A 25,706-nucleotide genomic window follows, 5' to 3' on the forward strand; every position below is an offset into this window, starting at 1 on the left:
GGCTCACGCCGCCCGCGGCGCCCGGGGTCGGCGTCACGCCCCCCGCGGTGCCCGGCGCCGGCATCACTCCTCCAGCGCCCGCGGCCGTCGCCGTGCCGGGACGTGCTGCCACCCCGACCGCCGCGGACCGCGCCGCGATCGCGCGCTATGAGTACCTGCTGCAGACGTCGGACCCGCACCAGGTCGAGGCCATCCACCGCGAGGCCTTCGCCCGGCTGACGCCGCAGCAGCGTTCCCAGGTGCAGGCGGGCATGCGTTCCGAGCTGCGCCCGTCGGAGCAGCCGCGCACCGCGGACGCGCCCGAGCTGGCGCGCGCCGCAGCCCGCACCGAGGCGCTGCGACCGGGGGCGATGGCCGGGCTGCTCGCGCGGGTCGGTCGCAGCGGCCGGACGTCGCAGAGCGGTGGGATGGCGAAGAGCGCCGCGCTCGTCGGTGCCGGCGGGCTGCTCGGCGCGGTCGCCGGTGCCGCCGTGGTGAGCGCCGTCGCGGCTCCACTGCTGGCGCAGGCGGTGGCGACGGGGATCGACTTCGATGCCATCGCGGGTGGGGTGGACCTCGACGCGATCGCGAGCGGTGTCGACCTGGGCGGCGCGGGCGATCTCGTCTCGGGTGCGGGGGAGGCCGTCTCGGGCATCGGCGAGCAGCTGTCGAATTTCGAGATTCCAGGGCTGCGCGACCTCTTCGGCTGATCCGCCGCATCGTGACCCGGATACCGCACTCGCTCGAGTGCGGGCCGGCTTACTTCGCGACGAGCGTCGTCTGGAAGCTGTACATGTCGGGGCGGTAGCAGTGGTGCCCGAACTCGACCGCGCGGCCCGAGGCGTCGAAGGCGACGCGCTCCATCGTGAGGACGGGGCCGCCCTTGTCGATATCGAGAAGTCCGGGCTCGTCGCCGTGGGCGCGGCGCGCGCCGATCTTCTGATTGGCCACGCGGATCGTCACGCCGCGGGCGCGCATGATCTCGTACAGGCCCTTCTGCTGAAGCTGCTCCGTGGTGATGTCGGCGAAGTCCAGCGGCAGATAGTTCGTGAGCACGGCGACGGGTACGCCGTCGGTGGAGCGCTGGCGACGGAGGTAGACGATGTCCGACCCTACGGGGACGCGCAGCGCCTCGGCCGTCACCGGATCGGCCGGGCGGGTGTCGTGCTCGAGGACGAGCGTGCCCGGTTCGTGCTGCGAGTTCTTCAGATCCTCGTAGAGGCTGGTGAGCTCGACCTGCCGGGTGACCTGACCCTGGACGACCTGCGTGCCGATGCCCCGGCGCCGCACGAGCAGGCCCTTGTCGACGAGCTCCTCCATCGCGCGCCGGATCGTCGGCCGCGACAGTCCGGCGCGCTGGCCGATGGCGATCTCGTTCTCGAGGCGCGCACCCGGTGGGATCTCACCGGAGCGGATCGCCCCCTCGATCGCGCTCGACACCTGGAAGTACAGCGGCACCGGGCCGGTGCGATCCAGGTCGGCGAGCAAGTCGTCCAGCTTGACCACGTCGTCTGCCATCACTCACTCCAAGTCCCGACAGCATAATGTCCCGACAATGCTACATCGCGGCCACTTTGTCAGCCGACCATGATGCGGAGTGTCGCTGGGCGAATCGTTGTGTTATTGTCAGGACAAATTGTCCACCGATGCGGGCGTCGATCGGCGCCCGCGGAGAGTTGTACAGCGGAGTATGACCGAGAGCATCCCACCCTTCGACGTCCTCGCCTTCGGGCGGCTGGGTGTCGACATCTACCCCCTGCAGTCCGGCGTGGGGCTCGAAGAGGTGCAGACCTTCGGCAAGTTCCTCGGCGGCAGCGCCGCGAACGTCAGCGTCGCCGCCGCGCGGCACGGTCGGCGCGTCGCACTGATCTCGGGTGTCGGCGACGACCCCTTCGGTCGGTATCTGCTCGCGGAGCTCGGCCGCCTCGGCGTGGACAACCGCTACGTGCGTGTGAACGAGACGCTGAAGACTCCCATCACCTTCTGCGAGATCTTCCCGCCCGACGATTTCCCGCTGTACTTCTACCGCGAGCCGAAGGCACCCGACCTCGACGTCGCACCGGCGGAGCTCGACCTGGACGCGGTGCGGTCGGCCCGCATCCTGTGGTTCACGGCGACCGGACTCAGCCAGGAGCCGAGTCGCGCGGCCCACCACGCGGCGCTCCAGGCGCGAGGCAGCGGACACACCGTCTTCGACTTGGACTACCGTCCCATGTTCTGGACGGATCCCGCGGAGGCGAGCGTCCAGATGGCGCGGGCCCTCGAGAATGCGACCGTCGCCGTCGGCAACCGCGAGGAGTGCGAGGTCGCGGTCGGTGAGACCGAGCCCGAGCGCGCCGCGGACGCGCTGCTCGAGCGTGGGGTCGAGCTGGCCATCGTGAAGCAGGGGCCGAAGGGCGTGCTGGCGAAGACGCGGGACGAGTCCGTCGTCGTGCCGCCCTATCTCGTCGAGGTCGTGAACGGCCTGGGTGCCGGAGACGCGTTCGGCGGAGCCCTCTGCCACGGCCTGCTCGCAGGCTGGCATCTCGAGCGCATCCTCCGCTTCGCCAACGTCGCCGGTGCGATCGTCGCGTCGCGCCTGGAGTGCTCGACGGCGATGCCCGTCGAGGCGGAGGTCACGGAGATCCTCGAGGCAGGGGCGCTGCGATGACCCAGTTCCTCACCGAGGACGACTTCGCCCGCCTCCGCGACATCCGGGCGACCCGGCCGGAGGCGATCCGTGACGCCCTCACCGGTCGCCGACGTCGCGACGTGCTGCGCGGGGACGGGCGCCTCTTCATCGTCGCCGCCGACCATCCTGCCCGCGGCGCGCTTGCGGTGGGCGGGAACCCGACAGCGATGGCGGACCGATACGACCTGCTCGACCGGCTGGCCACTGCGCTGAGCCGACCCGGCGTCGACGGTGTGCTGGGCACGCCCGACGTCATCGACGACCTCGCCGCGCTCGGCCTCCTCGACGACAAGATCGTCGTCGGCTCGATGAACCGGGGCGGGCTGCGTGGCGCCTCGTTCGAGCTGGACGACCGCATGACGGCCTACGACGTGCGCACGATGGTCGCGTCGGGCATCGACTTCGCCAAGACGCTCGTACGCATCGACCTCGCCGATCCCGGCACCGTCTCGACGCTCACGGCGATGGCCGGCGCCGTCACCGAGGCGTCGACCGCGGGCCTTCCGATCATGCTCGAGCCCTTCCTCAGCAGCCGCAGCGACGGTCGCGTCGTCAACGACCTGTCGACGGATGCCGTCATCCTGTCGATCGCGATCGCCTCCGGCCTGGGCGCGTCCAGCGCCAACACGTGGATGAAGCTGCCCGTCGTGGACGACATGGAACGCGTCATGGCGGCCACCACGATGCCGACCCTGCTGCTGGGCGGCGACTCGGGCGTGGATCCCGACGAGACGTTCGCGTCCTGGGAGGACGCGCTGTCGCTTCCCGGCGTGCGCGGGCTGACCGTCGGCCGCATGCTCCTCTACCCGCCCGACGATGACGTCGCCGCCGCCGTGGACATCGCGGCCGGCCTCGTCCACACCGACCTCTGAACACCCCCTCACGAAGGACCTCCCATGAGCATCACCGACACCTCCCCCGCCATCTCGGGCACGGACACCGACGTCCGCGTCATCTCGCATTGGGTTGATGGTGTGGAGGTGGTGTCGTCGTCGGGTCGGATGGCGCCGGTGTTCAATCCGGCGACGGGTGTGGTGTCGGCCCATGTGGCGTTGGCGGATCAGGCGGAGATCGATGCGGCGATCGCGTCGGCGGTGCGTGGGTTCCGGGTGTGGTCGGGGTGGTCGATCGCGCGGCGGCAGGGGGTGTTGTTCAGCTTCCGGGAGCTGCTGAATGCTCGCAAGCGGGAGTTGGCGGAGATCATCACGGCCGAGCATGGCAAGGTCGTCTCGGATGCGATGGGGGAGATTCTGCGGGGCCAGGAGGTCGTGGAGCTGGCGTGCGGGTTCCCGCATCTGATCAAGGGTGCGTTCAGTGAGAACGCGTCGACCGGTGTCGATGTGTACTCGGTGAAGCAGCCGCTGGGTGTGGTCGGGATCATCAGTCCGTTCAATTTCCCGGCGATGGTGCCGATGTGGTTCTTCCCGATCGCGATCGCCGCGGGCAACGCGGTGGTGCTCAAGCCGAGTGAGAAGGACCCGTCGGCGGCGTTGTGGCTGGCGGCGCTGTGGCAGGAGGCGGGGCTGCCGGACGGGGTGTTCACGGTGCTGCAGGGCGACAAGGCCGCGGTCGACGGTCTCCTGGAAAGCCCCGACGTGGCCTCGATCTCGTTCGTGGGGTCGACGCCGATCGCGCAGTACATCTACGAGACCGCGTCGCGCCACGGCAAGCGGGTGCAGGCGTTGGGTGGCGCGAAGAACCACATGCTGGTGCTGCCGGATGCCGACCTGGACCTGGTCGCGGACCAGGCCGTGAACGCCGGGTACGGTGCGGCCGGGGAACGCTGCATGGCGATCAGTGTCGTGCTGGCCGTCGAGCCGGTCGCCGACGAGCTCATCACGAAGATCACCGAGCGGATCGGCAAGCTCAAGATCGGCAACGGCGCGGGGGTGGACGGGGTCGAGCCCGACATGGGCCCGCTGATCACCGACGTGCACCGGGACAAGGTCGCCTCCTACGTCGACATCGCCGAGCAGGACGGCGCCACCATCGTCGTCGACGGCCGTAACTTCACCGTCGACGGGCACGAGGACGGGTTCTTCTTCGGCCCCACCCTCATCGACCACATCCCCACCACATCCCGCGCCTACACCGAGGAGATCTTCGGACCGGTCCTGTCCGTGGTGCGCGTGCAGTCCTACGACGAGGGGCTGGCGTTGATCAACTCCGGCCAGTTCGGCAACGGCACCGCCATCTTCACCAACGACGGGGGAGCGGCCCGCCGCTTCCAGAACGAGGTGCAGGTCGGCATGATCGGCATCAACGTGCCCATCCCGGTGCCCGTCGCCTACCACTCCTTCGGCGGCTGGAAACAGTCCCTGTTCGGCGACGCCAAGGCCTACGGCATCCACGGCTTCGACTTCTACACCCGCGAGAAAGCGATCACCAGCCGCTGGCTCGACCCCGCCACCCGCAACCACTCCGAACACACCGGCATCAACCTCGGCTTCCCCCAGAACAACTGACCTCGGCATCCGTCCCCACCATCGATTCACGAGAGCACGAGATGAGCACTTCGGATCAGCGCTGGTTCCATCGCCGCGGCGACCTCGCCCGTGAGGGTTGGGAGAGCGTCGTGGACGCGTCGATTCCCGGATGGCAGCACACCGGCATCCGTGTCGCCGACATCGCAGAGGGCGAGTCGCTGACACTCGACGACCGCGGTGTGGAGCGGATGGTCGTCCCGCTCGCCGGATCGTTCGACGTGCTGCACCGCCACTACCCGGGAGAGTGGGAGACCCGCCTGCGCGGCCGGCGCTCGGTATTCGCCGGGCCGACCGACGTGCTGTACCTCCCGACGGGTGCGACTGCCGAGATCCGTGGCCGCGGGCGTGTCGCGATCGCCGAGGCGCCGACGGCCGAGCCGCGGCACTGGCAGTACGTCCCGGCATCCGACACCTTCGTCGAACTGCGGGGGGCGGGGCGCTCGAGCCGCCAGGTGCACAACTTCGGCACCCCGCGGGCGATAGACGCCGCACGTCTCATCGTGTGCGAGGTGATCACACCGGCCGAGAACTGGTCGTCCTACCCGCCGCACAAGCACGACGAGCGCGTGCCCGGCCACGAGTCGCGCCTCGAGGAGATCTACTACTTCGAGACGACGCCGGTGGCAGGGGCGCCGTCGTCGGCGAAGGCCGCGTTCGGGATGTTCAGCACCTACTCCTCGCCCGCCGGCGACATCGACATCAACGCGATGGTGCGCACCGGCGACATCGCGCTCGTGCCGTTCGGGTACCACGGGCCGGCCGTCGCGGCCCCGGGCTACGACCTGTACTACCTCAACGTCATGGCCGGCCCCGATCCCGAGCGGCAGTGGCTCATCAGCGACGACCCCGCGCACGCGTGGGTGCGCGAGACCTGGACCGGGCAGCGCGTGGACGAACGGCTGCCCTTCACCGAGCACAAGGAAGGCCGCAACTGATGGGTGAGACGAGACGGATGACGGTCAGCCAGGCGCTCGTGGAGTTCCTGGCCCATCAGTGGACCGTCGACGGCGACATCCGCGAGCGCACGATCCCCGGCATGTCGGGCATCTTCGGCCACGGCAATGTCGCCGGCATCGGCCAGGCGCTGAAGCAGCTGAACGTCGAGCAGCCCGACCTGATGCCGTACCACCAGGCCCGCAACGAGCAGGCGATGGTGCACCAGGCCGTCGGCTACGCACGTATGCACCGTCGCCGCGCCACGTTCGCGTCGGCCGCCTCGGTCGGACCGGGCGCAGCGAACATGCTCACCGCGGCCGCCCTGGCGACCACCAACCGCCTGCCGGCGCTGCTGCTGCCGAGCGACACGTTCGCGACCCGCGTCGCCGACCCCGTCCTGCAGCAGCTCGAGCAGCCGTGGGACACCGGCATCCAGGTCACCGACGCCTTCCGTCCCCTGTCGAGGTTCTTCGACCGCGTCCAGCGCCCGGAGCAGCTCTACTCGATCGCCTTAGCGGCGATGCGGGTGCTCACCGACCCCGTCGAGACGGGCGCCGTGACCATCGCCCTCCCCGAGGACGTGCAGGTCGAGGCGCTCGACGTGCCCGTCGAGTTCCTGCAGGACCGCGAGTGGCACCTCCGCCGCCCGCTGCCTGAGCGCGGTGCGCTGACTCGTGCCGTCGCGGCGATCCGCGGGGCGAAGAACCCGTTCATCGTCGCGGGCGGCGGCGTGCTCTACTCCGGCGCCGAAGACCGGCTCCGCGCGTTCGTCGAAGCCACCGGCATCCCGGTCGGCACGTCGCAGGCCGGCGGCGGGGTGCTGGACTGGGATCACCCGCAGAATCTCGGCGGGGTCGGTGCGACCGGCACGCTCGCCGCCAACCGCCTGGCGGCCGAGGCCGACGTGATCATCGGCATCGGCACGCGCTACAGCGACTTCACCACCGCGTCGCGCACCGCGTTCCAGAACCCCGACGTCGTGTTCGTCAACGTCAACGTCGCCTCTTTCGACGCCTACAAGCACGGCTCGCAGCTGCCGGTGATCGCCGACGCCCGCGAGGCGCTGTCGGCGCTCGCGCTCGAGCTCGAGGGCTTCGCGGTCTCGGGCGAGTACGCCGAGCGCATCGCGCGCGAGAAGGCGGAGTGGGATGCCGCGGTCGACGCAGCGTTCGCGCCGTCGGGGCTCGCCCTCCCCGGGCAGCCCGAGATCATCGGCGCCGTCCAGTCGTCCAGCGCCCCGCAGGATGTCGTCGTGCAGGCAGCGGGCTCGCTGCCCGGTGATCTCCACAAGCTGTGGCGCGTGCGTGACCCGCTGGGGTACCACGTCGAGTACGCGTTCTCGTGCATGGGCTACGAGATCGCGGGCGGGCTCGGGGTCAAGCGCGGCCTCCTCGCCGACGGCGATGACCGCGACGTCATCGTCATGGTCGGCGACGGGTCGTACCTCATGCTCAACACGGAGCTCGTGACCGCGGTCGCCGAGGGCATCAAGATCATCGTGGTGCTGATCCAGAACCACGGCTTCGCGTCGATCGGTCACCTCTCCGAGACGGTCGGCTCCGAGCGCTTCGGCACCTGGTACCGCGAGTACGACGGCGAGGCCCGCAACTTCCAGGGCGGCAAGGTCCTGCCCGTCGATCTGGCGATGAACGCCCGCAGCTACGGCCTCGACGTCATCGAGATCGAGCCCGGCACCTCCGCCATCGACGACCTGAAGGTGGCCGTCGCGCAGGGGAAGGCATCCGACCGGTCCACGTTCATCCACATCAACAGCGACCCGTTGATCTACGCCCCCGACGGCGCCGGCTGGTGGGACGTGCCGGTGGCCGAGGTCTCGACGCTCGACACCACGCAGCACGCCCGCGACGCCTACCTGACCCAGCAGAAGGCCCAGCGCCCGCTGCTCGGCTGAGCACGGGCGGGAGCGCCGGTCCGCGGCATCCGTCCCGTCACGACGAAGGCCCCCTGCCGCGTGGCAGGGGGCCTTCGAGTGAACCGGTGTCGGGTCAGAGCGTCGACGCGAGCGGGTCGAAGTCCGCGTCCAGCGAGCCGACCTCGCCGAGGGTGCTCTGCACCTCGACGTAGGTGCGCGACTCGGCGGCCTCTTCGATCGACAGCAGCGTGTCGAGCACGTGGTAGCCGAACTCGCCGGTGGCGATGTGCGGGCGGCCGTCGCGGATCGAGCGGGCCATGTCGAGCAGACCGAGGCCGCGACCGGCGAGTACGCCCTCCTGCGGCACCTGGACGATCTCCTGCTCACGCACTGACGCCTCGGTGAGCGGGCGGGTGATCGTGATGTCGCCGCCGAACGTGTTCGGGTCGGGGATCACGATCGTGCCCTCGGTGCCGTTGATCTCGACGACGCCGTGGCGCAGCAGCGGGGAGTCGGTGCTGTACAGGCTCTGCGCCTGACCGCCCTGCTCGAACTCCATCAGCACCGACAGCGTCGACGGGATCTCGACGGGGAATTCCTGGCCGGCGAGCTCCCCGGACTTCACGGTGCGGCTCTCGACGCCCCGGAGGCCGAGCGCGGCGACCGCGGCGACCGGGCCGAACACGTGCACGAGTGTGGACACGTAGTAGGGGCCCATGTCGAGCAGCGGACCGGCGCCCTTGGCGTACAGGAACGCCGGGTTCGGGTGCCAGAGCTCCGGGCCCTGCCACTGGAACGTGGTCGTCGCGAACAGCGGACGGCCGATGTCGCCGCGCGCGATCGCACGCTTGGCGGTCTGCACGCCCGGGCCCAGCACGGTGTCGGGCGCGACGCCGACGCGGAGGCCCGCGGCATCCGCCTTCTGCAGCAGTCGCTGGGACTCGTCCCGGTCCACGCCGATCGGCTTCTCGGTCCACACGTTCTTGCCGGCGGCGATGATCGCCTCCGACACCTCGACGTGCACGGCCGGGATCGTGAGGTTGACGACGATCTCGATGTCGGGGTCGTTCAGCACCACGTCGACGCCGCCGGAGCGGGGGACGCCGTACTTCTCGGCCTGGGCGCGGGCGCGGTCCTCGAGCAGGTCGCCGATCGCGATCACGCGCACGTCGGGGAAGCTCGACAGGTGTGTGAGGTACTGGTCGCTGATGTTGCCCGCGCCGATGAGGCCGACGCCGACGGCTCCGGAAGAGGCGGTCATCAGGCGGCGACCTTCTCGTCGAGGAAGACGCGGCTCTGCTCGACGGCGTCGAACAGGTCGCCGTTGAAGTGGTCGAACTCGACGATCGCGACCTCGAGAGCGGATGCCGCGGCAAGCGCCTCGTCGAGCGGCACGACGCCCTGGCCCGCGGGGACCTGGTCGGCCGGCGGGTAGGCCGCGACGGCCTCGGGGTCGAGCGTGCCGTCCTTGACGTGCACGGCGATCACGCGGTCGCCGAGAGCGCGCAGCAGGGTCGGTGAGTCGACGCCCGCGCGGGCGACCCAGTACAGGTCGACCTCGAGCACGACGCGGGGGTCGAGCAGGTCTGCGAGGACCTCGAGGCCGGTCTTGCCGTCGAAGGTCGCCTCGAGCTCGTGAGCGTGGTTGTGGTAGCCGACACGGATGCCGCGCGCGGCGCCGATCTCGGCGGCGGCGTTGAGCTGCTGCGCGATCTCGGCGATGTGCTCCCGGCTCTGCCAGAGGGCGGGGTCGGTGTAGGGCTCGATGACCGTGGTCATGCCGAGGATGTCGGCGGCGTCGAAGACGGCCTCCGGCGCGGGCACGGGACGAGTGGTCGTCGTGCCGTCGGGGTTCACGAACGAGGTCGATGCGAGGAACGCGTGCCCGGTGGGCGCGGCGATGCCGTTGGCCTTGAGGGCGGCGGCGAGGGGCTCTGCCCGACGCACGAAGTCATAGGGCTCGGCGGCGGTGAAACCGCGCGCGGCGAGTTCGGCGAGGGTGCCGTCGAGGTCGGCCTCGAGTGCGTCCTTGACGGTGAACAGCTGGATGGATGTCTGGACCGGCATCGGTCGCGCTCCTTCGATGTCTGCTTTGACGTGTGTCTGAGTGGCGTCGACGGACGGGGATCGCCCGGACGGCATCACGCTACCACGAAAACCTCCATGTGGAGGTTTTTATTCGATAACATGGGCCGCATGGCGGATGAGGAGCACCAGCCGGCCCTGCGCGGGTCGTACGCGAAGGGCGTCGCCCGTCGCCAGGAGATCCTCGACCGGGCCATCGAGGTGTTCGCGCGGCGCGGTTCCGACCGCACGAGCCTGCGCGCGATCGCCGAGGAGGTCGGCGTCACGCACGCCGCATTGAAGCACTACTTCGGATCGCTCGAAGAGCTGCTCGTCGAGGTGTACCGCGAATCCGAGCGTCGTGGCGACGACGAGCATCCGGCCGACGCCGACATGACGCCCGTAGAGATGCTGCGCGGCTGGACCGAGTCGAACCGCGAGGTGCAGGGGCTCGTGCAGCTCTACTCGACCCTCGTGGCCTCGGCGCTCGAGGAGGGGCATCCGGCCGCACGGGAGTTCGCCACCACCCGCTTCGCGCGCGTCCGGGCCGATCTCGCCGCGCGCGTGCGCCGCAATCAGGCGACCGGACGCATCCGGGCCGACGTCGACCCGCTGGCCGTCGCCGCCCTCGTGATCGCGGCATCCGATGGCCTGCAGACCCAGTGGCTGCTCGACGCGGACGCTCCGCAGGACGCCGCCCTCAGCCTGCTCGACCAGCTGCTGAGCGGCAGCACAGCAGCCGAGCCGTCGGCTTGAGCAGGACGAGCGCATGCCCCGCAAGAGCACCGGTCGCCGGTTCGCCGCCGACCTGACCCACGCGGTGTCGAGCCTCTTCCGTCTCGCACCGGCACCTGCGCCGCGGTGGGGGATCGGGCTGCGTGCCGCGATCGCGATGACGGTCCCGATCGCCGTGATGACGCTGCTCGGCCGCCCCGACCTCGGCTTCCAGGCGGCCACGGGCGCCTTCGTCGCCCTGTACGGCACCCATCTGCCGGTGCTGGAGCGGCTGCGGGTGGTGCCCTTCGTGGCGGGCGGGCTGCTCGTCGCCGCGACGCTCGGTGCGCTGGCCGGACCGTCGCCGGTCGCGACCATCATCGGGCTCGCCATCGTGACCATCGCCGCCGCGGCGGCCATGTTCGGCTTCGCAGTCGGGCCGCCTGGGCCGCTCTTCATCGTGCTCGTCTACGGGCTGTCGTCGCACATCGTCGCTTCGGGAGCGGATGCCGCGACCTACGTCGCGGCGGTGGCGAGCGGCATCCTGTTCGCCGGCGCGGTGTCGCTGGTCCCCCTCGTGCTGCCCAGTCGTCGCCGGGTGGCCGCGCGGCCACTCCGCCGGGTTCTCCCTGGGCCAGCATGGCCGGCGAGCCAGCGCGTGCTGCTCGCCCGCGTGGCGATCGCGACGGTGGTCGGCATCGCGCTCGGCCTGGTGCTCGACCCCGACCGGGCCTACTGGATCGTCGGCGCGGCCATCGCGGTCATCGGTGTGGCCGCCGACCGCCGTGCGGCGTTCAGCAGGGGACTGCACCGCATGATCGGCACGATCCTGGGTGCGGGCGTGTACCTGCTGCTGGCGCCCCTGCCCGTTCCCGCGCTGTGGCTCGCGCTGCTGCTGGGAGTGCTGCAGTTCACGATCGAGCTGTTCATCGTGCGCAACTACGCGCTCGCGCTGGTCTTCATCACGCCGCTGGTGCTGCTGCTCACGGGTGCTGCGACCGGCTCGGTCGACACCGTGGCGGTGGCGACCGAACGCGTGATCGACACCCTGGCGGGCGCCGTACTGGGCGCTGTGACGGGAGTGCTCCACGCGCGCGAGGACTGACGCGGCAGTCGACCTCGACGTCGGCCGGCGCCGCGTCAGGTCGTCGCGAGCGGGTAGAACCGTCGGAGCACCAGACGCTGCACCAGCGTCCACGTGACGGTGACGGCGAGATACAGTGCGGCCGCCAAGGGGACGAAGAGCGCGAAGACCGCGGTCGTGAACTGCAGCAGCCCGGCCACTCGTGCCATGCCCGCGCCCGCCAGTGGCGAATCTGGGCCCGCGGAGCCGTCGACCGAGGGTCGGAACGCCCGGCGGGTGAGCTCGGCGACCACGACGATCAGCGCGAGCACCCCTGCGAAGACCCCCCAGGTCGAAGCCGTCGCGCCGCCGGCGGCCACCGCCCCGACGAGACTCGTCCCCAGCGGCACGCCGAACAGCTGCTCGGCGAGCAGCGCGTTGGCGTGTCCCGCGATCGCGGTGTGAAGGAACAGTGCATAGACGATGGCGACGACGGGTGCCTGCGCGAGCATCGGCAGGCACCCGGCGAAGGGCGAGGCCTTCTCGTCGGCGTACAGCTTCATCGTCTCGCGCTGCAGACGTTCGCGGTCGCCCTTGTGGCGCCGCTGCAGTTCCCTGAGCTTCGGGGCGAGGCGGCTGCGCATCTGCTCCGCCTTCGCCTGTGCGACACCGGCGGGCATCAGCGCGGCGCGCACGAGCAGCGTGACGAGGATGACGGATGCCGCTGCAGCGGCGGATCCGGCGAGAGGCTCGAGCAGGGCGGAGAGGCCCATGAGGAGGGAATAGGCCGCGTCGAGGATCGCGGCGATGGGCGGGAATGCGTAGAGGTCCAAGATGTCTCCGTTCGTCCGGTGTCGGTTCGTGGCATGCGGCCACGACGGCACCGGCGAGCGGTCCTCGGGAGGACGAGCGACGGAGCTACGCGGCCAGGGCCGCCGAACCCGGTGCGCGCGGACGAGAGTGTCCCGGGGCGTCGGGGTGGGACGCGGTGAGCCGCGTCGCGTCGGAGATCGCCCGGCGAGGATGCGGCGCGGTCGTGACCGGCCGAGCGGGCGACAGGAAGACGGCGATCGCGACCGCCAGCAGGGCGAGGGTCGCGACGACGGCGACCGTCGTCGTGGCCGCGGCGAATGCGAAGGTGCCGGAGCCGGGAGCCCCGATCGCGCCGACGAGCTCGACCATCGGGCGAAGGGCTACGCCGACGGACTCGAAGAGGACGCGGAGCAGGACACCGATCGACTCGATCACGCGCACCTCCTCCCGATGCGGCTCACGGTAGCACGCGGGGTTGGCGTGTGCCGGGGTGTCAGGAGCATGAGGCAGGGTGGAACCGTGACTGCGACGACCACGACCCGCACGGAGGCCCTCGAGGTGCTGCGCGCGCTCGTCGGGCGCGACGATGCCGATTTCCACGACGGGCAGTACGAGGCGATCGAGGCGCTCGTCGACGACCGCCGGCGCGCGCTCGTGGTGCAGCGCACCGGGTGGGGCAAGTCGGCGGTCTACTTCGTCGCGACGCTGCTGCTGCGCCGTCGCGGTGCCGGACCGACGGTGCTCGTCTCTCCGCTCCTCGCGCTGATGCGCGACCAGATCGCAGCGGCCGCGCGAGCCGGTGTGCGCGCCGTCAAGATCGACTCCACGAACGCGCACGAGTGGGGTGACGTGCTCGGCCGGCTCGACCGAGACGAGGTCGACGTCCTGCTGGTTTCGCCCGAGCGTCTGAACAATCCGTCCTTCCGCGACGAGCAGCTGCCGCAGCTGGTGGCACGCATCGGACTGCTCGTCGTCGACGAGGCTCACTGCATCAGCGACTGGGGGCACGACTTCCGGCCCGACTACCGGCGCCTGCGCGACCTGATCGCCCGGATGCCGGCGGGCGTCCCGGTGCTCGCCACCACGGCGACGGCCAACAGCCGTGTGGTCTCCGATGTCGCCGAGCAGCTGGACGCCGGCAGCACGGCCGGTGGGGGAGGACTCGATCCGTCGGCCGCAGCCGCAGGCGTGCTCACCATCCGAGGTCCGCTCGCCCGGGCGTCGCTCCGGCTGGGGGTGCTGCGTCTGCGCGACTCGCCGAGCAGGCTGGCCTGGCTCATCAGCCACCTGGGCGACCTTCCCGGCTCGGGGATCATCTACACGCTGACGGTCGCAGCGGCGAACGACACCGCCCGGCTCCTGCGCGAGCGCGGTTACGACGTGAGGGCCTACACGGGGCAGACCGACACCGACGAGCGGGAGGAGTCCGAGGCTCTCCTCAAAGAGAACCGGGTCAAGGCGCTCGTGGCGACCAGCGCGCTCGGCATGGGATTCGACAAGCCCGACCTCGGTTTCGTGGTGCACCTCGGTGCTCCGTCGTCGCCGGTGTCGTACTACCAGCAGGTCGGCCGCGCCGGTCGTGCCACCGAGTCCGCCGATGTGCTCCTGCTCCCCGGCACCGAGGACCGCGAGATCTGGCAGTACTTCGCCACGGCGTCGATGCCCGACCGTGAGCGGGCCGAGCGTGTGCTGTCGGCGCTCGCAGCGGCGGGCGCGCCGATGTCGACGCCCGCGCTGGAGGCGATGGTCGACATCCGCCGCACGCCCCTCGAGCTGCTGCTGAAGGTGCTCGATGTCGACGGTGCCGTCGCGCGTGTGCGCGGCGGGTGGACCGCGACCGGCGAGCCGTGGACCTACGACGAGGAGCGCTACCGCCGCATCGCCGCCGAGCGCGTCGCGGAGCAGGAGCACATGGTCGAGTACGAAGAGACCGTGGGCTGCCGCATGGAGTTCCTGCAGCGCTCGCTCGATGACGACACCGCCGTTCCCTGCGGCCGCTGCGACAACTGCGCGGGCACCTGGTTCCCGACCACGATCGCCGCCGGAGCGACGGATGCCGCGGCCGCAGCTCTCGACCGCGTCGGCGTGCCGATCGAAGCGCGACGGCAGTGGCCCACCGGAGCCGATCGGCTGGGCGTGCCCGTCAAGGGCCGCATCGCGGTGGACGAGCAGGCCGGCGAGGGCCGCGCGCTCGCACGCCTCACCGACCTCGGCTGGGGCGGCGTCCTGCGCGACCTCTTCGCCGCCGGCGCCGCGGATTCACCCGTGCCGCCGAACGTGCTCGGCGCGTGCGTGCGCGTCCTGGCCGACTGGGGCTGGGAGACCCGACCGGTGGCGGTCGTGGCGATGCCGTCGCGCACGAAGCCGCAGCTGGTGGACTCCCTCGCCCGCGGCATCGCCGAGGTCGGCCGACTGCCGTACCTCGGGTCTCTCGACCTCGTCGACGGCGGACCCACGGGCCAGCCGGGCGGCAACAGCGCATTCCGGCTGGCGGGGGTGTGGGATCGGTTCTCGGCCGCGGGGCTCGACATCCCCGCAGGCCCCGTTCTCCTGGTCGACGACCGGGTCGACAGCGGCTGGACTCTCACGGTCGCCGCTCGCGCGCTGCGCCGGGCCGGCGCCGCCGCCGTGCTTCCGTTCGCCCTGGCCCTGCGCGGCTGACACCGGCCCTCGGCCCCCGCGCTTCGCCGACGCCGCCGCGCCGACCCGGAATGACGGCGTGTGACGCCGCGTGTCGTCGTGTCGCGGTGTGTGTCGTCACAGCGTTCCGCGGGCTCCGCACGCGGGCGAGCATGACCTCATGCCTTCCCCACTCATCTCGCCGCCAGAGCTCGCCGATCTCATCCGCGGCGGCACCCCGCCGCGGATCCTCGACGTGCGATGGCGTCTCGATCAGCCCGAGGGCCGACCGGCCTACCTCGACGGGCACCTGCCGGGAGCCGTCTACGTCGACCTCGATCGCGAGCTCGCCCGGCGTGGCGACCCGCGCGAGGGCCGGCATCCGCTGCCGCCGCGCGCCCAGCTGGAGGCAGCCGCGCGGCGATGGGGCATCCGCGACGGCGACACGGTCGTGGCGTACGACGACGTCCACTCGGTGGCCGCGGCGCGCGCCTGGTGGGTGCTGACCCGGTCGGGTCTCACCGACGTGCGCGTGCTCGACGGTGGCCTGCGCGGCTGGCTCGCCGAACGGCTGCCGCTGGAGACCGGCGACGTCCTGCCGAGGCCGCCGGGTGATGTCGTCCTCGGCGACATCACCCAGGGACTGGCCGACATCGACGGCGTGGAGGAGTGGCCCGACCACGGGCTGCTGCTCGACGTACGGGCCCCGGAGCGTTACCGAGGGGATGCCGAGCCGCTCGACCCCGTCGGTGGTCACATCCCGGGCGCCGTGAATCTGCCGACGACGGTCCACCTGACAGCGGGCAAGTTCCGCTCGCCCGAGGAGATCCGCGCCGCGTTCGCCGCCGCCGGTGTCACCGACGGAGTTGCGGTGGCCGCCTACTGCGGCTCCGGCATCGCGGCGACCCACACGGCCCTCGCGGGTGCTCTGGCGGGCATCGACGTGGTCGTCTACCCCGGCTCGTGGAGCCAGTGGTCGCGCTCGCGCGGCCGGCTCGCGGCCGTCGGTCCCGCGCCGTCGCTGGATGTGGTGCCGGTATGACCGAGCTGCTGAAGGACGCGACGATCACGACCACGACCACGATCTCCGACCGCCCGCTGCGCGTGGTCGGGGTCTCCGGCTCCCTGCAGGAGCCCAGCCGCACCACCGCGCTGGTGCGCAGCATCCTGGCATCGGTGGCAGAGCGCATCCCGGCGCAGGTCGAGCTCGTCGAGATCGCGGCGCTCGGACCGGGCTTCGCGGGTGCGCTCAAGCGCGAGGAGGTCGCGCCCGAGGTCGAGTCGGCGCTGCAGGCGATCGAATCCGCAGACCTGCTGGTCGTGGCGAGTCCGGTGTACCGGGCCTCGTTCACCGGGCTGTTCAAGCACCTGTTCGACTTCGTCGGGCAGTACGACCTCGTCGGCACGCCCGTGCTGCTCGCGGCGACCGGCGGCGGCGAACGGCACGCGCTGATCATCGAGCACCAGCTGCGGCCGCTGTTCGGGTTCTTCCAGGCGCTCACGCTGCCGATCGGCGTGTACGCGTCGACGACCGACTTCGCGAATTACGAGCTCACCTCGCCCGACGTCGCCCGCCGCATCGTGCAGGCCGTCGATCGCTCGCTCCCTCTCATCGAGCAGGCCGCGCTCGTTCGCCGGTCGGAGTACGTAGCGACCTGGTGACTCGGATGCCGCGACCGGCCGGTGCGCCGGGTCGCGGCATCCGTCATCGGCGTCTCTGCGCCGTGCAACCGAAGGCGTCCTCGACGGCGCCCTCGGTGTGCGTCTAGACTGGCGCCCGTGTTGACCTGTCGGTGTTGTCGCCCCTGCTGCTGAAGCGTTCGCTTCGCGCAGACCTCCGCGACCCCGCCAACCCTCCGCGCTCCCGCGCGGCAACACTCCAGGACTCATCGTGCGTTACGCCCAGAGCGTGGCCGACCTCGTCGGCAACACCCCCCTCGTCCGCCTGACCCGTGTCACCGACGGCATCGCGGCCACTGTGCTCGCCAAGGTCGAGTACTTCAATCCCGGCGGCTCCGCCAAAGACCGCATCGCCCGCCGCATCATCGATGCCGCCGAACGCGACGGTCTGCTGGCGCCCGGCGGAACGATCGTCGAACCCACCAGCGGCAACACCGGCGTGGGCCTCGCGCTCGTGGCGGTACAGCGCGGCTACCGCATGATCTTCGTCGTGCCCGACAAGTTCGCGGGTCCGAAGGTCGACGTGCTGCGGGCCTACGGCGCCGAGGTCGTGGTGACCGATACGAGCGTGCCGCCGGAGGACCCGCGCTCGTACTACAGCGTGTCGGATCGGCTCGTCCGCGAGATCCCCGGCGCATTCAAGCCGAACCAGTTCGCGAACCCGAACGGGCCGCTGAGCCACTACGAGACGACCGGGCCGGAGATCTGGCGCGACACCGACGGACGCGTGACGCATTTCGTCGCCGGCATCGGCACCGGCGGCACCATCACCGGCACGGGCCGGTACCTGCACGAGGTGTCGGGCGGCACGGTGCGGGTGGTCGGCGCGGACCCCGAGGGCTCGATCTACTCGGGCGGCCCGATCCACGGGTACCTCGTCGAGGGCGTCGGCGAGGACTTCTGGCCCGACAGCTACGACCCCGCGGTGCCCGACGAGATCCATCGGATCTCGGACGCCGAGACGTTCGAGATGACGCGCCGCCTCGCGCGCGAAGAGGGACTCCTGGTCGGGGGATCGAGCGGGATGGCGGTCGTCGCCGCGCTGCGCACCGCCCGCGACCTGCCCGCCGACGACGTGGTCGTCGTGCTGCTGCCCGACCACGGTCGCGGTTACCTCAACCGGTTCTACGACGACGACTGGATGCGGGACCACGGGTTCGACGTCCCCGTCGCCGAGCACCGTGGCGCCCGCCCGCCCGCCCACAGCCGGCGTGAAGCATCGGCCGAACCCGGCGCACCGCGCGGGGACGAGACATCCGGAACCACCGACCAAGGAGCACCCGCATGACCGAGCCCACGAACGACTCCGGTTTCGAGACCCGCGCGGTGCACGCCGGGCAGGCATTCGACCCGACCACCGGGGCCGTGATCCCGCCGGTGCACTTCTCCACGACCTATGCGCAGGACGGCATCGGCGGGCTCCGCGAGGGCTACGAGTACGGCCGCAGCGGCAACCCGACCCGCACCGCGCTCGAGACGCAGCTCGCCGCGCTCGAAGGCGGCGCGCACGCCCTGTCGTTCGCGTCGGGGCTGGCCGCCGAGGATGCGCTGCTGCGTGCGGCGCTCAAGCCCGGCGACGAGGTGCTGCTCGGCAACGACGTGTACGGCGGGACGTATCGCCTCATCGCCCGCGTGCTCGGGGCGTGGGGTGTCGGCATCCGCGTGGTCGACATGAGCGATCTCGACGCGGTGCGCACCGCGCTCGAGGAGCGACCGGCGCGCATCGTGTGGGTCGAGACGCCGAGCAACCCGCTGCTGCGCATCACCGACATCCGAGGTCTCGCGCGGCTCGGGCACGACGCCGGCGCCCTGGTCGTGGTCGACAACACGTTCGCGTCGCCCGCCCTGCAGCAGCCGCTGGCCTTCGGCGCCGACGTGGTGGTGCACTCGACGACGAAGTACCTCGGCGGCCACTCCGACGTCGTCGGCGGTGCGCTGGTGCTCAACGACGATGCCCTGTACGGCGAGGCGAAGTTCCTGCAGTTCGCCGTCGGCGCCGTCTCCGGCCCCCTCGACGCGTGGCTCACGACCCGCGGCATCAAGACCCTCGCGCTGCGCATGCAGCGCCACAGCGAGAACGCCCAGGCGATCGCAGAGTTCCTGGCCGCGCATGACCGCGTCGCGCGGGTGTACTACCCGGGCCTGTCGTCGCATCCCGGGCACGAGCTGGCCGCCGCGCAGATGAGCGGGTTCGGCGGCATCGTCTCGGTCGCGCTGGCGGATGCCGCCTCCGCCCGCCGCTTCGCCGAGTCGACGCGCCTCTTCCAGCTGGCCGAGTCGCTCGGGGGCGTCGAGTCGCTCATGAACTACCCGGACGAGATGACGCACGCCTCGGTGCGCGGCACCGAGCTCGCCGTCCCGCCCGAGGTGGTGCGGCTGTCGGTCGGCATCGAGTCGGTCGCCGACCTCCTCGGCGACCTCGACCAGGCCCTCGCCGGCCTCTGACCGGAGGCGCGCCTAGGCTCGGAGGCATGACCGCGCGCCCCGGCATCCGCTCCTCCGTCCTCGCGCAGCCGCTGCGGATCGGCGCCATCGAGGTGCCGAACCGCATCATGCAGACCGCGCACTCGAAGCAGTACTCCGACCGCGTCGAGTCCGACCGCGAGGCCGCGTACTACGTGCGACGTGCGCGGGGCGGCTGCGGGCTGTTCGTGGCCGGCAACCATTTCGTCCATCCGACAGGCTCGATCCGCGGCTTCGAGGACGCGTACCGTCCCGAGGGCGTCGCCGCCGCGAAGCGGATGACGGATGCCGTCCACGAAGCGGGCGCGAAGATCTTCGTGCAGCTCAACCACCACGGCGCGCAGGCGCAGCCCGACGGTCCCGACGGCCCCCGCGCGGTGTACGCGCCCTCGCGCGTCCTGTCCCCGTCGACGGCGCACGCTACCCGCGAGATGGATCGCGCCGACATCGCGGCCTTCGTCGACGGCTGGGCGCTGTCGGCCGCGCATGCGCGCGACGGCGGATTCGACGGCGTCGAGATCCACATGGCGCACGGCTATCTGCTGCACCAGTTCCTCTCGCCGCTGTACAACGCCCGTGGCGACGAGTACGGCGGCGACCTCGAGGGGCGCACGCGGTTCCCGCGGGAGGTGCTGCGCGCCGTGCGGGAGCGCGTGGGCGACGACTTCACGGTCGGCATCCGCATCGTCGCGAACGAGTTCCATCCCGACGGCATCGACGGCGCCGGCATGCGCGAGGTCGTCGCGCGCCTGCGCGCAGAGGCCCGCGTGGACTTCCTCGACCTCGCGGCCGGCGGGTACCACAACGTGCACTACGTCTTCCCATCGTCGCCCATGCCGTACGCGTGGCTGCGCGACGACGTCGCCGCCATGAAGGCGGCGAACCCCGACCTCCCCGTGTTCGGCGTCGGCGCCGCGCGCTCGGTCGAGGACGCGGAGGAGGTCGTCGCCTCCGGCGTCGCCGACATGGTTGCGCTCACCCGCGCCCAGATCGCCGACCCCGACCTCGCGCGCAAGCTGATCGGGCTCGAACCGGTCGACAGCCGCGAGCCCGGCATCCGTCACTGCATCCGCCTGAATCAGGGATGCCTCGGCCGCGGCAGCCGCGGACTCGCCATGTCGTGCACGGTCAACCCGCTCGCCGGTCGCGAGCTCGAGCGCGGTGAGCGTCCGCGGTCGTCGTCGCCGCAGCGGTGGATCGTCGTGGGCGGCGGGCCCGCCGGCATGCGCGCCGCCGTCGAGCTCGCCACCGACGGTCACGCCGTCACCCTCGTCGAGCGCGCGGACGAACTCGGCGGCCAGCTGCGCCTCGCCCGGCGCGTGCCGGGGCGCGAGAGCGTCGGGCTGCTCGTGGACGACCTCGAGCGCGACCTGGCGGCCGCCGGCGTCACGGTGCGTCTCGGGGTCGAGGCGGACGCCGACCTGCTGCGCGCCGAGGGCGCGGACGGCATCGTGGTCGCGACCGGCGCCGTCGCCCCGGTCGCCACGTCGCTCGCGCTCGGCGGCGCGTATTCCCGAGGCTTCCCCGCCGAGGGCACGACCGATGCGTTCGCGGCCGTGGCCCCCGCGGCGGCCGGAGCGCCGCTCGGCCGACGGATCGCGGTGGTGGATGCCGACGGCACGGCGTACGCCGCCGGGATCGTGCTGACCCTCCTCGAACGCGTCGACGAGCTCGAGCTCGTGACGCCGTTCGAGACGGTGTTCCCGCACATCGGCGCCGGATACGACCGGCCGCTGCTGCTCGAGCGCCTGGGCGCGCACGGCGGGTTCCAGCGCCGCCCGGCGCACCTCGTGGAGGGGATCGAGCCTGGCGCCGTGACGGTGCGAGACACGCTGACAGGTGCTGTGGAGATGATTCCTGGCGTCGACGCGGTGGTGGCCGTCGAGCCGCGTGCGTCGGTCGGCATCCCGGGCCTCGTCACAGCCGCACCAGCCGCACCGCGCGTGGTGACCATCGGCGATGCGTTCGCACCGCGCACGATCGACGCGGCGGTCTTCGAGGCCGTCGAGCTCGCGTACGACGTCGCCGGGCTGGCGACGCTGCGCGGCTGAAGCCGGGCCCCGCGAGGCCGGTGGCTACGCTGGGCGCGTGGACCCCATCACCGCAACCCTCGTCATCCTGGTGCTCGCGGTGATCGCCTTCGTGAGCAACCGCGTGCCCATCGGGATCGTCGCGATCGGCGTCGCGCTGGCTCTGTTCTTCACCGGCGTCCTCACGCTCCCGGAGGCCCTGGCAGGATTCGGCGATCCGACCGTGCTGTTCATCGCCGCGCTGTTCGTCGTGAGCGAGGCTTTGGACGCCACGGGCGTCACCGCCTGGGCGGGGCAGAAGGTGATCGGCAGCGCGGGTACCAAGCGAACCACGCTGGTCGTGGTGATCGCGCTGCTCGTGGCCGGGCTGACGGCGCTCATCAGCATCAACGGTGCGGTCGCCGCCCTGCTCCCGCTCGTGGTCGTGGTCGCGGCTCGTGCCGGCATCGCGTCGTCGAAGCTGCTCATGCCGCTCGCGTTCGCGGCATCCGCGGGCTCGCTGCTCCTGCTCACCGGCACGCCGGTCAACATCATCGTGTCGGAGTTCGCCGTCGGCGCGGGCGGGCGGGAGTTCGGGTTCTTCGAATTCGCGCTCGTCGGCATCCCGGTGCTCCTCGGCACCGTCGTGATCCTGCTCCTCGGGGGGCGACTCGTGCCGGAGCGGAAGGGCGCGCTCATGCCCGTCGACCTCGTACGGCACGCGCGGATGCTGCGCCGGCAGTATTCGCTGACGCTCGACACCGGCATGCTCCTCGGCCCGAACACCGGAGTGACCGAGGTCGTCGTGGCGCCACGGTCGCCGCTGATCGGCGAGCGGGTGTGCGCCGGGATGACGACGCCCGACGGTGACCTCGTCGTGCTGGCGGCGAGACGGGGCGACGAGCACCTCAAGGGCACCGAGTTCATTGTGCAGTCCGGTGACGCCCTGCTGCTCCAGGGGGCGTGGGACGACCTCACGCGGCGGACGCAGGACCCCGGCGTGCTCGTGGTCGACGACCCGGCGCAGCTTCGCCGGTCGGTTCCGCTCGGGCGCGGCGCGAAGCGCGCCATCGGCATCCTTCTGGCGATGATCGTGCTGCTCGCAACCGGGCTCGTGCCGCCGGCAGTGGCCGCACTGCTCGCGGCGTGCGCGCTCGTGCTCACCCGCACGGTCACCGCCACCGCGGCGTATCACGCGATCTCGTGGACGACCGTAGTACTCATCGCCGGCATGATCCCGCTGTCGACGGCATTCATCAGCACCGGCACGGCCGATCTGATCGCGGAGGGGTTGCTGTCCATGCTCGGCGACGCCGGCCCCCACGTCGCGCTGCTCGCGCTGTGCGGGGTCACGCTGGTGCTCGGCCAGCTCATCAGCAACACGGCGACGGTGCTCATCGTCGCGCCGATCGCCATCTCGGTCGCCCATGCGCTGGACCTGTCGGTGCAGCCCTTCATGATGGCGCTCGCCGTAGCGGGTGCGGCGGCGTTCCTCACGCCCATCGCGACGCCCGCGAACCTCATGGTGATGGAGCCGGCGGGCTACCGGTTCGGCGACTACTGGAAGCTGGGGCTGCCGCTCGCGCTGTTCTTCCTCGCGGCCGCGGTCCTCTACGTGCCGCTGATCTGGCCGTTCTAGCCGTTCGCTCGCCCGTCGCGATCCGCGGATCGACATCGCAGACCGCGACGGGGAGCACCTGGTGCGCGATGCCCCGGCGGCTCGGGTCAGCCGGGGCGTCGCGGGTTGTTACGCGGCCGACCAGCCGCCGTCGCTGGCGAGGTTCTGGCCGTTGACGTTGACGCCGTCGTCGCTCAGCAGGAACGTGATCGACGCGGCAAGGCGGTCGGGGGTCACCGGCGGGACCATCACCGACATGCCCGTCCGGACGCGATCGGCGCCCAGCGGCGAGTTGAACTTCGCCTCGATGTTGGTGATCACCGCGCCCGGTGCGACTGCGTTGACACGGATGCCGCTCGGGCCGTACATGAACGCGCTCGACTTGGTGAGGCCGACGACGGCGTGCTTCGATGCGGTGTACGCGGCGCCGGCGGCCGAGCCGCGGAGGGATGCCTCGGACGAGGTGTTCACGATCGAGCCGCTGCCCTGCGCGAGCATGGCGGGGATGACGGCGCGCATGAGCTTCATCGTGCCGGTGACGTTCACGCGGAACACGCGATCCCAGACGGCGTCGGTGACGTCGCCCACGGGGGTCATGTCGTCCATGATCCCGGCGATGTTGGCCAGGCCGTCGATCCTGCCGCCGGCCGACTCGATGATGCGGGCGACGCCCTCGTCGTCGGTGATGTCGGCGGTGAGCGCCACGACATCGGCGCCCGCGTGCGCCGCGACGAACTCGTCGAGGCGCTCCTGGCTGACGTCGACGGCGATCACGCGACCGCCCTCGCGGGCGACCCGCGAGGCGGTGGCACGGCCGATACCCGAGCCGGCGCCGGTGACGATGACCGTCTGGCCCGTGAAGCGACCCGCGGTGACCTTCTCGGCCCACTCCGCCTTCGGGGTCTCGTCGGCGCCGGCAACGGCATCCGGAACCCCGTCGGGGTTGACCTGAGCGATCAGGGCGTCGAGCGCGGCCTGCGGAAAGGCGCCGCCGCTCATCGCGACGAGGTTCGAGATCGGGAGTGAGGCGATGGGGCTGAGCGCCTCCGCGCTCTGGCCGCCCTGGGCGAGCAGACCGCGCAGCGCGGCGCCGCCGGCCGGGTCGTCGAGCCATGACTGGATGCTGGAGGCTCCGGTGAGGGGAGCGGTGGTGGTGCTCATGGGCGTTCTTCCCTTTCTTCGTGCATGCATCGGGACTGCGTGTCCGGGATGAGGGTCCTTCGGGGCGGCTCCTACCGGACATCTTTGTCCGGTACTAGGCTACACCCGTGCCCAGCACCGCATCCCCCCGTGCGCACCCCCGCCAGAATCGCGGCCCCGCCGCCGCCGCCGACAACCGTCGCGCCCTCATCGCCGCCGCGCGCGAGGTCTACGCCGAAGGCGGCCTCGGTGCGCCCTTCAGCGCCGTCGCCAAGCGCGCGGGGGTGGGCCAGGGCAGCCTCTACCGCCACTTCCCCGACCGCACGGCGCTCGCCGTCGCCGTGTTCGAAGACAACGTGCGCGACCTCGAGGAGTTCACGTCGGCCCCCGAGCGGACGGTCGACGACCTGCTGGACCGCGTCGTCGACCAGGTGGTCGTCTCGACCGCGTTCATCGAGCTCATCACCGCCGATCTCACCGACACGCGGGTGGCCGTGCTCGGAGCCCGGTTCCAGGCCCTGGTGGAGCGTCTCGTCGCGCGCGATCGCGCCGCGGGCCGCATCGGAAGCCACATCGAAACCGACGACGTGACGCTGGCGGCCGGCATGCTCGCGACCGAGCTCGCCCGCGCCGACAGCGCGCAGCGACCTGCCGTCGCGCGACGTGCCCGAGCGCTCTTCGCCGCTGCATTCGCTCCGCGGTGATGCGGCACTAGGCTCCTGCCATGGGACGGTTCATCTACGACACGAACGCCAACTCGGTGGACATCGACGACCGCACGCTGGCCCACCTGCGCATCGTCATGATGAACAAGCTGCGCCGCTCCGAACCCTTCATGTTCGACGTCGAGATCGGCGACGGCAGCGGTCGGCGCAGCTTCTGGATCCACCCTTCTGTGCCGATCCAGTTCCACTTCTTCGGCAGCCGTCAGCCGCGCATCAACCGCCGCTGGGTCGAGGAGCTGATGCTCGCGGCGAGCGGACCGAGCGGGCTCACGATCCTCCCCGAGCCCTCCGAGGAAGACGAGTCGTCGCAGCCCGAGCCCGCTTGAGGGGTGCCTGCCGACGTCCCCCGGCGCGCCGCGTCGTGCCTACGAGGAGACGTCGTCGGCTGTCACCTCGGTGCCACCGACGGTGAGGCGGTCGACGTCGATGTGCTCCACGTCGACCTTGCCGAGCGACACGTCCACCGCTCCGCCCTCGATGGCCGCCGCTCCTGCGCCCTCGGCCACCGGCACGGGGCCGGTGTCGAAGTGCTCTGCGACCAGCAGGATGCCGCCGGTCGAGCTGGCGGAGTTCGCGAGCTCTTCGATCCACTCGCGGCTGAGCTGCGCCGGCTCGGGGTCGTCGAAGACGAATCGGAGGGGGATCGACGGGTGCAGCCAGATCGTGCTGCGCCCGCGGGGCTGATCGTCGGGGTGGGTCCACGAGACGGTGAAGCTCTCATCGCGTCGGAGCTTGGTCGCAATCACGACCTTGAGGTGCGCCAATGCGCGGTCCTCGATATGGATCGGCATCGCGCCGCCGCCGTAGTAGATCGTGCCCACGGGCCAACAATAACCCTCGAAACCGCGCGCCG

At 71.4% G+C, this 25,706-nt stretch carries 22 protein-coding genes and 2 pseudogenes; 17 read left to right on the forward strand and 7 right to left on the reverse strand.

The annotated features are described in order from the left end of the window. Positions 1-689, forward strand: a pseudogene (locus Q9R08_RS09185) (hypothetical protein); the annotation flags it as partial. 49 nt (positions 690-738) lie between these two features. Here the strand turns inward: Q9R08_RS09185 and Q9R08_RS09190 are convergent. Next, entirely contained in the window at positions 739-1,497 is a 759-nt protein-coding gene (locus Q9R08_RS09190; RefSeq protein ID WP_308867703.1) for a GntR family transcriptional regulator, read from the reverse strand. Between the two features lie 172 nt (positions 1,498-1,669). Between Q9R08_RS09190 and iolC the strand changes: the two genes are divergently transcribed. Genes iolC through iolD form a run of 5 tightly spaced genes read left to right on the forward strand, consistent with a single transcriptional unit; the run spans position 1,670 to position 7,984 of the window. Further along, complete coding sequence (gene iolC, locus Q9R08_RS09195) at positions 1,670-2,629, forward strand: 5-dehydro-2-deoxygluconokinase (RefSeq protein ID WP_308867704.1); 960 nt, start codon at positions 1,670-1,672, stop codon at positions 2,627-2,629. After that, the gene (locus Q9R08_RS09200) at positions 2,626-3,522 is read left to right on the forward strand and encodes a class I fructose-bisphosphate aldolase (protein WP_308867705.1); all 897 of its coding nucleotides are present in this window, start codon (positions 2,626-2,628) and stop codon (positions 3,520-3,522) included. The genes iolC and Q9R08_RS09200 overlap by 4 nt, the downstream gene beginning before the upstream one ends. 24 nt (positions 3,523-3,546) lie before the next feature. Beyond that, on the forward strand, positions 3,547-5,115 hold the full coding sequence (locus Q9R08_RS09205; protein ID WP_308867706.1) for a CoA-acylating methylmalonate-semialdehyde dehydrogenase: 1,569 nt from the start codon (positions 3,547-3,549) through the stop codon (positions 5,113-5,115). Positions 5,116-5,156: 41 nt separating this feature from the next. Further along, positions 5,157-6,071: a 5-deoxy-glucuronate isomerase gene (gene iolB / locus Q9R08_RS09210; protein WP_308867707.1), complete on the forward strand. Its 915-nt coding sequence runs from the start codon at positions 5,157-5,159 to the stop codon at positions 6,069-6,071. Then, positions 6,071-7,984, forward strand: a complete 1,914-nt coding sequence (gene iolD / locus Q9R08_RS09215; protein ID WP_308867708.1) for a 3D-(3,5/4)-trihydroxycyclohexane-1,2-dione acylhydrolase (decyclizing) — start codon at positions 6,071-6,073, stop codon at positions 7,982-7,984. Before iolB ends, iolD begins: the two co-directional genes overlap by 1 nt. Positions 7,985-8,078: 94 nt before the next feature. On the opposite strand, the gene Q9R08_RS09220 is transcribed toward iolD, so the two are convergent. Both Q9R08_RS09220 and Q9R08_RS09225 read right to left on the reverse strand, forming a co-directional pair. Next, on the reverse strand, positions 8,079-9,206 hold the full coding sequence (locus Q9R08_RS09220) for a Gfo/Idh/MocA family protein (RefSeq protein ID WP_308867709.1): 1,128 nt from the start codon (positions 9,204-9,206) through the stop codon (positions 8,079-8,081). Next, entirely contained in the window at positions 9,206-10,012 is an 807-nt protein-coding gene (locus Q9R08_RS09225) for a sugar phosphate isomerase/epimerase family protein (RefSeq protein ID WP_308867710.1), read from the reverse strand. Before Q9R08_RS09225 ends, Q9R08_RS09220 begins: the two co-directional genes overlap by 1 nt. A gap of 129 nt (positions 10,013-10,141) precedes the next feature. Between Q9R08_RS09225 and Q9R08_RS09230 the strand changes: the two genes are divergently transcribed. Both Q9R08_RS09230 and Q9R08_RS09235 read left to right on the forward strand, forming a co-directional pair. Further along, positions 10,142-10,765 (forward strand): TetR/AcrR family transcriptional regulator, encoded by a 624-nt coding sequence (locus Q9R08_RS09230; RefSeq protein ID WP_308867711.1) that lies wholly within the window; start codon positions 10,142-10,144, stop codon positions 10,763-10,765. A gap of 13 nt (positions 10,766-10,778) precedes the next feature. Further along, on the forward strand, positions 10,779-11,828 hold the full coding sequence (locus tag Q9R08_RS09235) for an FUSC family protein (RefSeq protein ID WP_308867712.1): 1,050 nt from the start codon (positions 10,779-10,781) through the stop codon (positions 11,826-11,828). A gap of 35 nt (positions 11,829-11,863) precedes the next feature. On the opposite strand, the gene Q9R08_RS09240 is transcribed toward Q9R08_RS09235, so the two are convergent. Beyond that, complete coding sequence (locus tag Q9R08_RS09240; protein WP_308867713.1) at positions 11,864-12,619, reverse strand: YidC/Oxa1 family membrane protein insertase; 756 nt, start codon at positions 12,617-12,619, stop codon at positions 11,864-11,866. An 85-nt stretch (positions 12,620-12,704) separates the two neighbouring features. Further along, entirely contained in the window at positions 12,705-13,034 is a 330-nt protein-coding gene (locus tag Q9R08_RS09245) for a DUF6412 domain-containing protein (RefSeq protein ID WP_308867714.1), read from the reverse strand. Between the two features lie 66 nt (positions 13,035-13,100). Between Q9R08_RS09245 and Q9R08_RS09250 the strand changes: the two genes are divergently transcribed. From Q9R08_RS09250 to Q9R08_RS09280, 7 genes are all read left to right on the forward strand, one after another. Continuing rightward, positions 13,101-15,260, forward strand: a complete 2,160-nt coding sequence (locus tag Q9R08_RS09250) for a RecQ family ATP-dependent DNA helicase (RefSeq protein WP_308867715.1) — start codon at positions 13,101-13,103, stop codon at positions 15,258-15,260. Between the two features lie 139 nt (positions 15,261-15,399). Further along, positions 15,400-16,260 carry a sulfurtransferase gene (locus tag Q9R08_RS09255; protein ID WP_308867716.1) on the forward strand — a complete coding sequence of 287 codons (861 nt, stop codon included), beginning with the start codon at positions 15,400-15,402 and terminating at the stop codon, positions 16,258-16,260. After that, positions 16,257-16,880, forward strand: coding sequence for an FMN reductase (gene msuE / locus Q9R08_RS09260; RefSeq protein ID WP_308867718.1), 624 nt, complete (start codon positions 16,257-16,259; stop codon positions 16,878-16,880). Before Q9R08_RS09255 ends, msuE begins: the two co-directional genes overlap by 4 nt. A 229-nt stretch (positions 16,881-17,109) precedes the next feature. Further along, positions 17,110-18,186, forward strand: a complete 1,077-nt coding sequence (locus tag Q9R08_RS09265; RefSeq protein WP_418001339.1) for a pyridoxal-phosphate dependent enzyme — start codon at positions 17,110-17,112, stop codon at positions 18,184-18,186. Next, on the forward strand, positions 18,183-19,343 hold the full coding sequence (locus Q9R08_RS09270) for a cystathionine gamma-synthase (RefSeq protein ID WP_308867719.1): 1,161 nt from the start codon (positions 18,183-18,185) through the stop codon (positions 19,341-19,343). Before Q9R08_RS09265 ends, Q9R08_RS09270 begins: the two co-directional genes overlap by 4 nt. Positions 19,344-19,369: 26 nt before the next feature. Further along, positions 19,370-21,412: an oxidoreductase gene (locus Q9R08_RS09275; RefSeq protein ID WP_308867720.1), complete on the forward strand. Its 2,043-nt coding sequence runs from the start codon at positions 19,370-19,372 to the stop codon at positions 21,410-21,412. A 37-nt stretch (positions 21,413-21,449) separates the two neighbouring features. After that, positions 21,450-23,009 (forward strand): SLC13 family permease, encoded by a 1,560-nt coding sequence (locus Q9R08_RS09280; protein WP_308867721.1) that lies wholly within the window; start codon positions 21,450-21,452, stop codon positions 23,007-23,009. Positions 23,010-23,117: 108 nt separating this feature from the next. Here the strand turns inward: Q9R08_RS09280 and Q9R08_RS09285 are convergent, their stop codons facing one another. Beyond that, positions 23,118-24,149 carry an SDR family NAD(P)-dependent oxidoreductase gene (locus Q9R08_RS09285; protein ID WP_308867722.1) on the reverse strand — a complete coding sequence of 344 codons (1,032 nt, stop codon included), beginning with the start codon at positions 24,147-24,149 and terminating at the stop codon, positions 23,118-23,120. A gap of 107 nt (positions 24,150-24,256) precedes the next feature. Here Q9R08_RS09285 and Q9R08_RS09290 point away from each other — a divergent pair, with 107 nt between their 5' ends. Further along, positions 24,257-24,832, forward strand: a complete 576-nt coding sequence (locus tag Q9R08_RS09290; protein ID WP_308867723.1) for a TetR family transcriptional regulator — start codon at positions 24,257-24,259, stop codon at positions 24,830-24,832. Between the two features lie 20 nt (positions 24,833-24,852). After that, the gene (locus tag Q9R08_RS09295; protein ID WP_308867724.1) at positions 24,853-25,179 is read left to right on the forward strand and encodes a DUF7882 family protein; all 327 of its coding nucleotides are present in this window, start codon (positions 24,853-24,855) and stop codon (positions 25,177-25,179) included. A 192-nt stretch (positions 25,180-25,371) separates the two neighbouring features. On the opposite strand, the pseudogene Q9R08_RS09300 reads toward Q9R08_RS09295, so the two are convergent. Next, a pseudogene (locus Q9R08_RS09300) lies at positions 25,372-25,674 on the reverse strand (DUF7882 family protein); the annotation flags it as partial. Between the last annotated feature and the right edge of the window lie 32 nt (positions 25,675-25,706).

Source organism: Microbacterium psychrotolerans (assembly GCF_031085295.1).
Taxonomy (GTDB): Bacteria; Actinomycetota; Actinomycetes; order Actinomycetales; family Microbacteriaceae; genus Microbacterium; species Microbacterium psychrotolerans.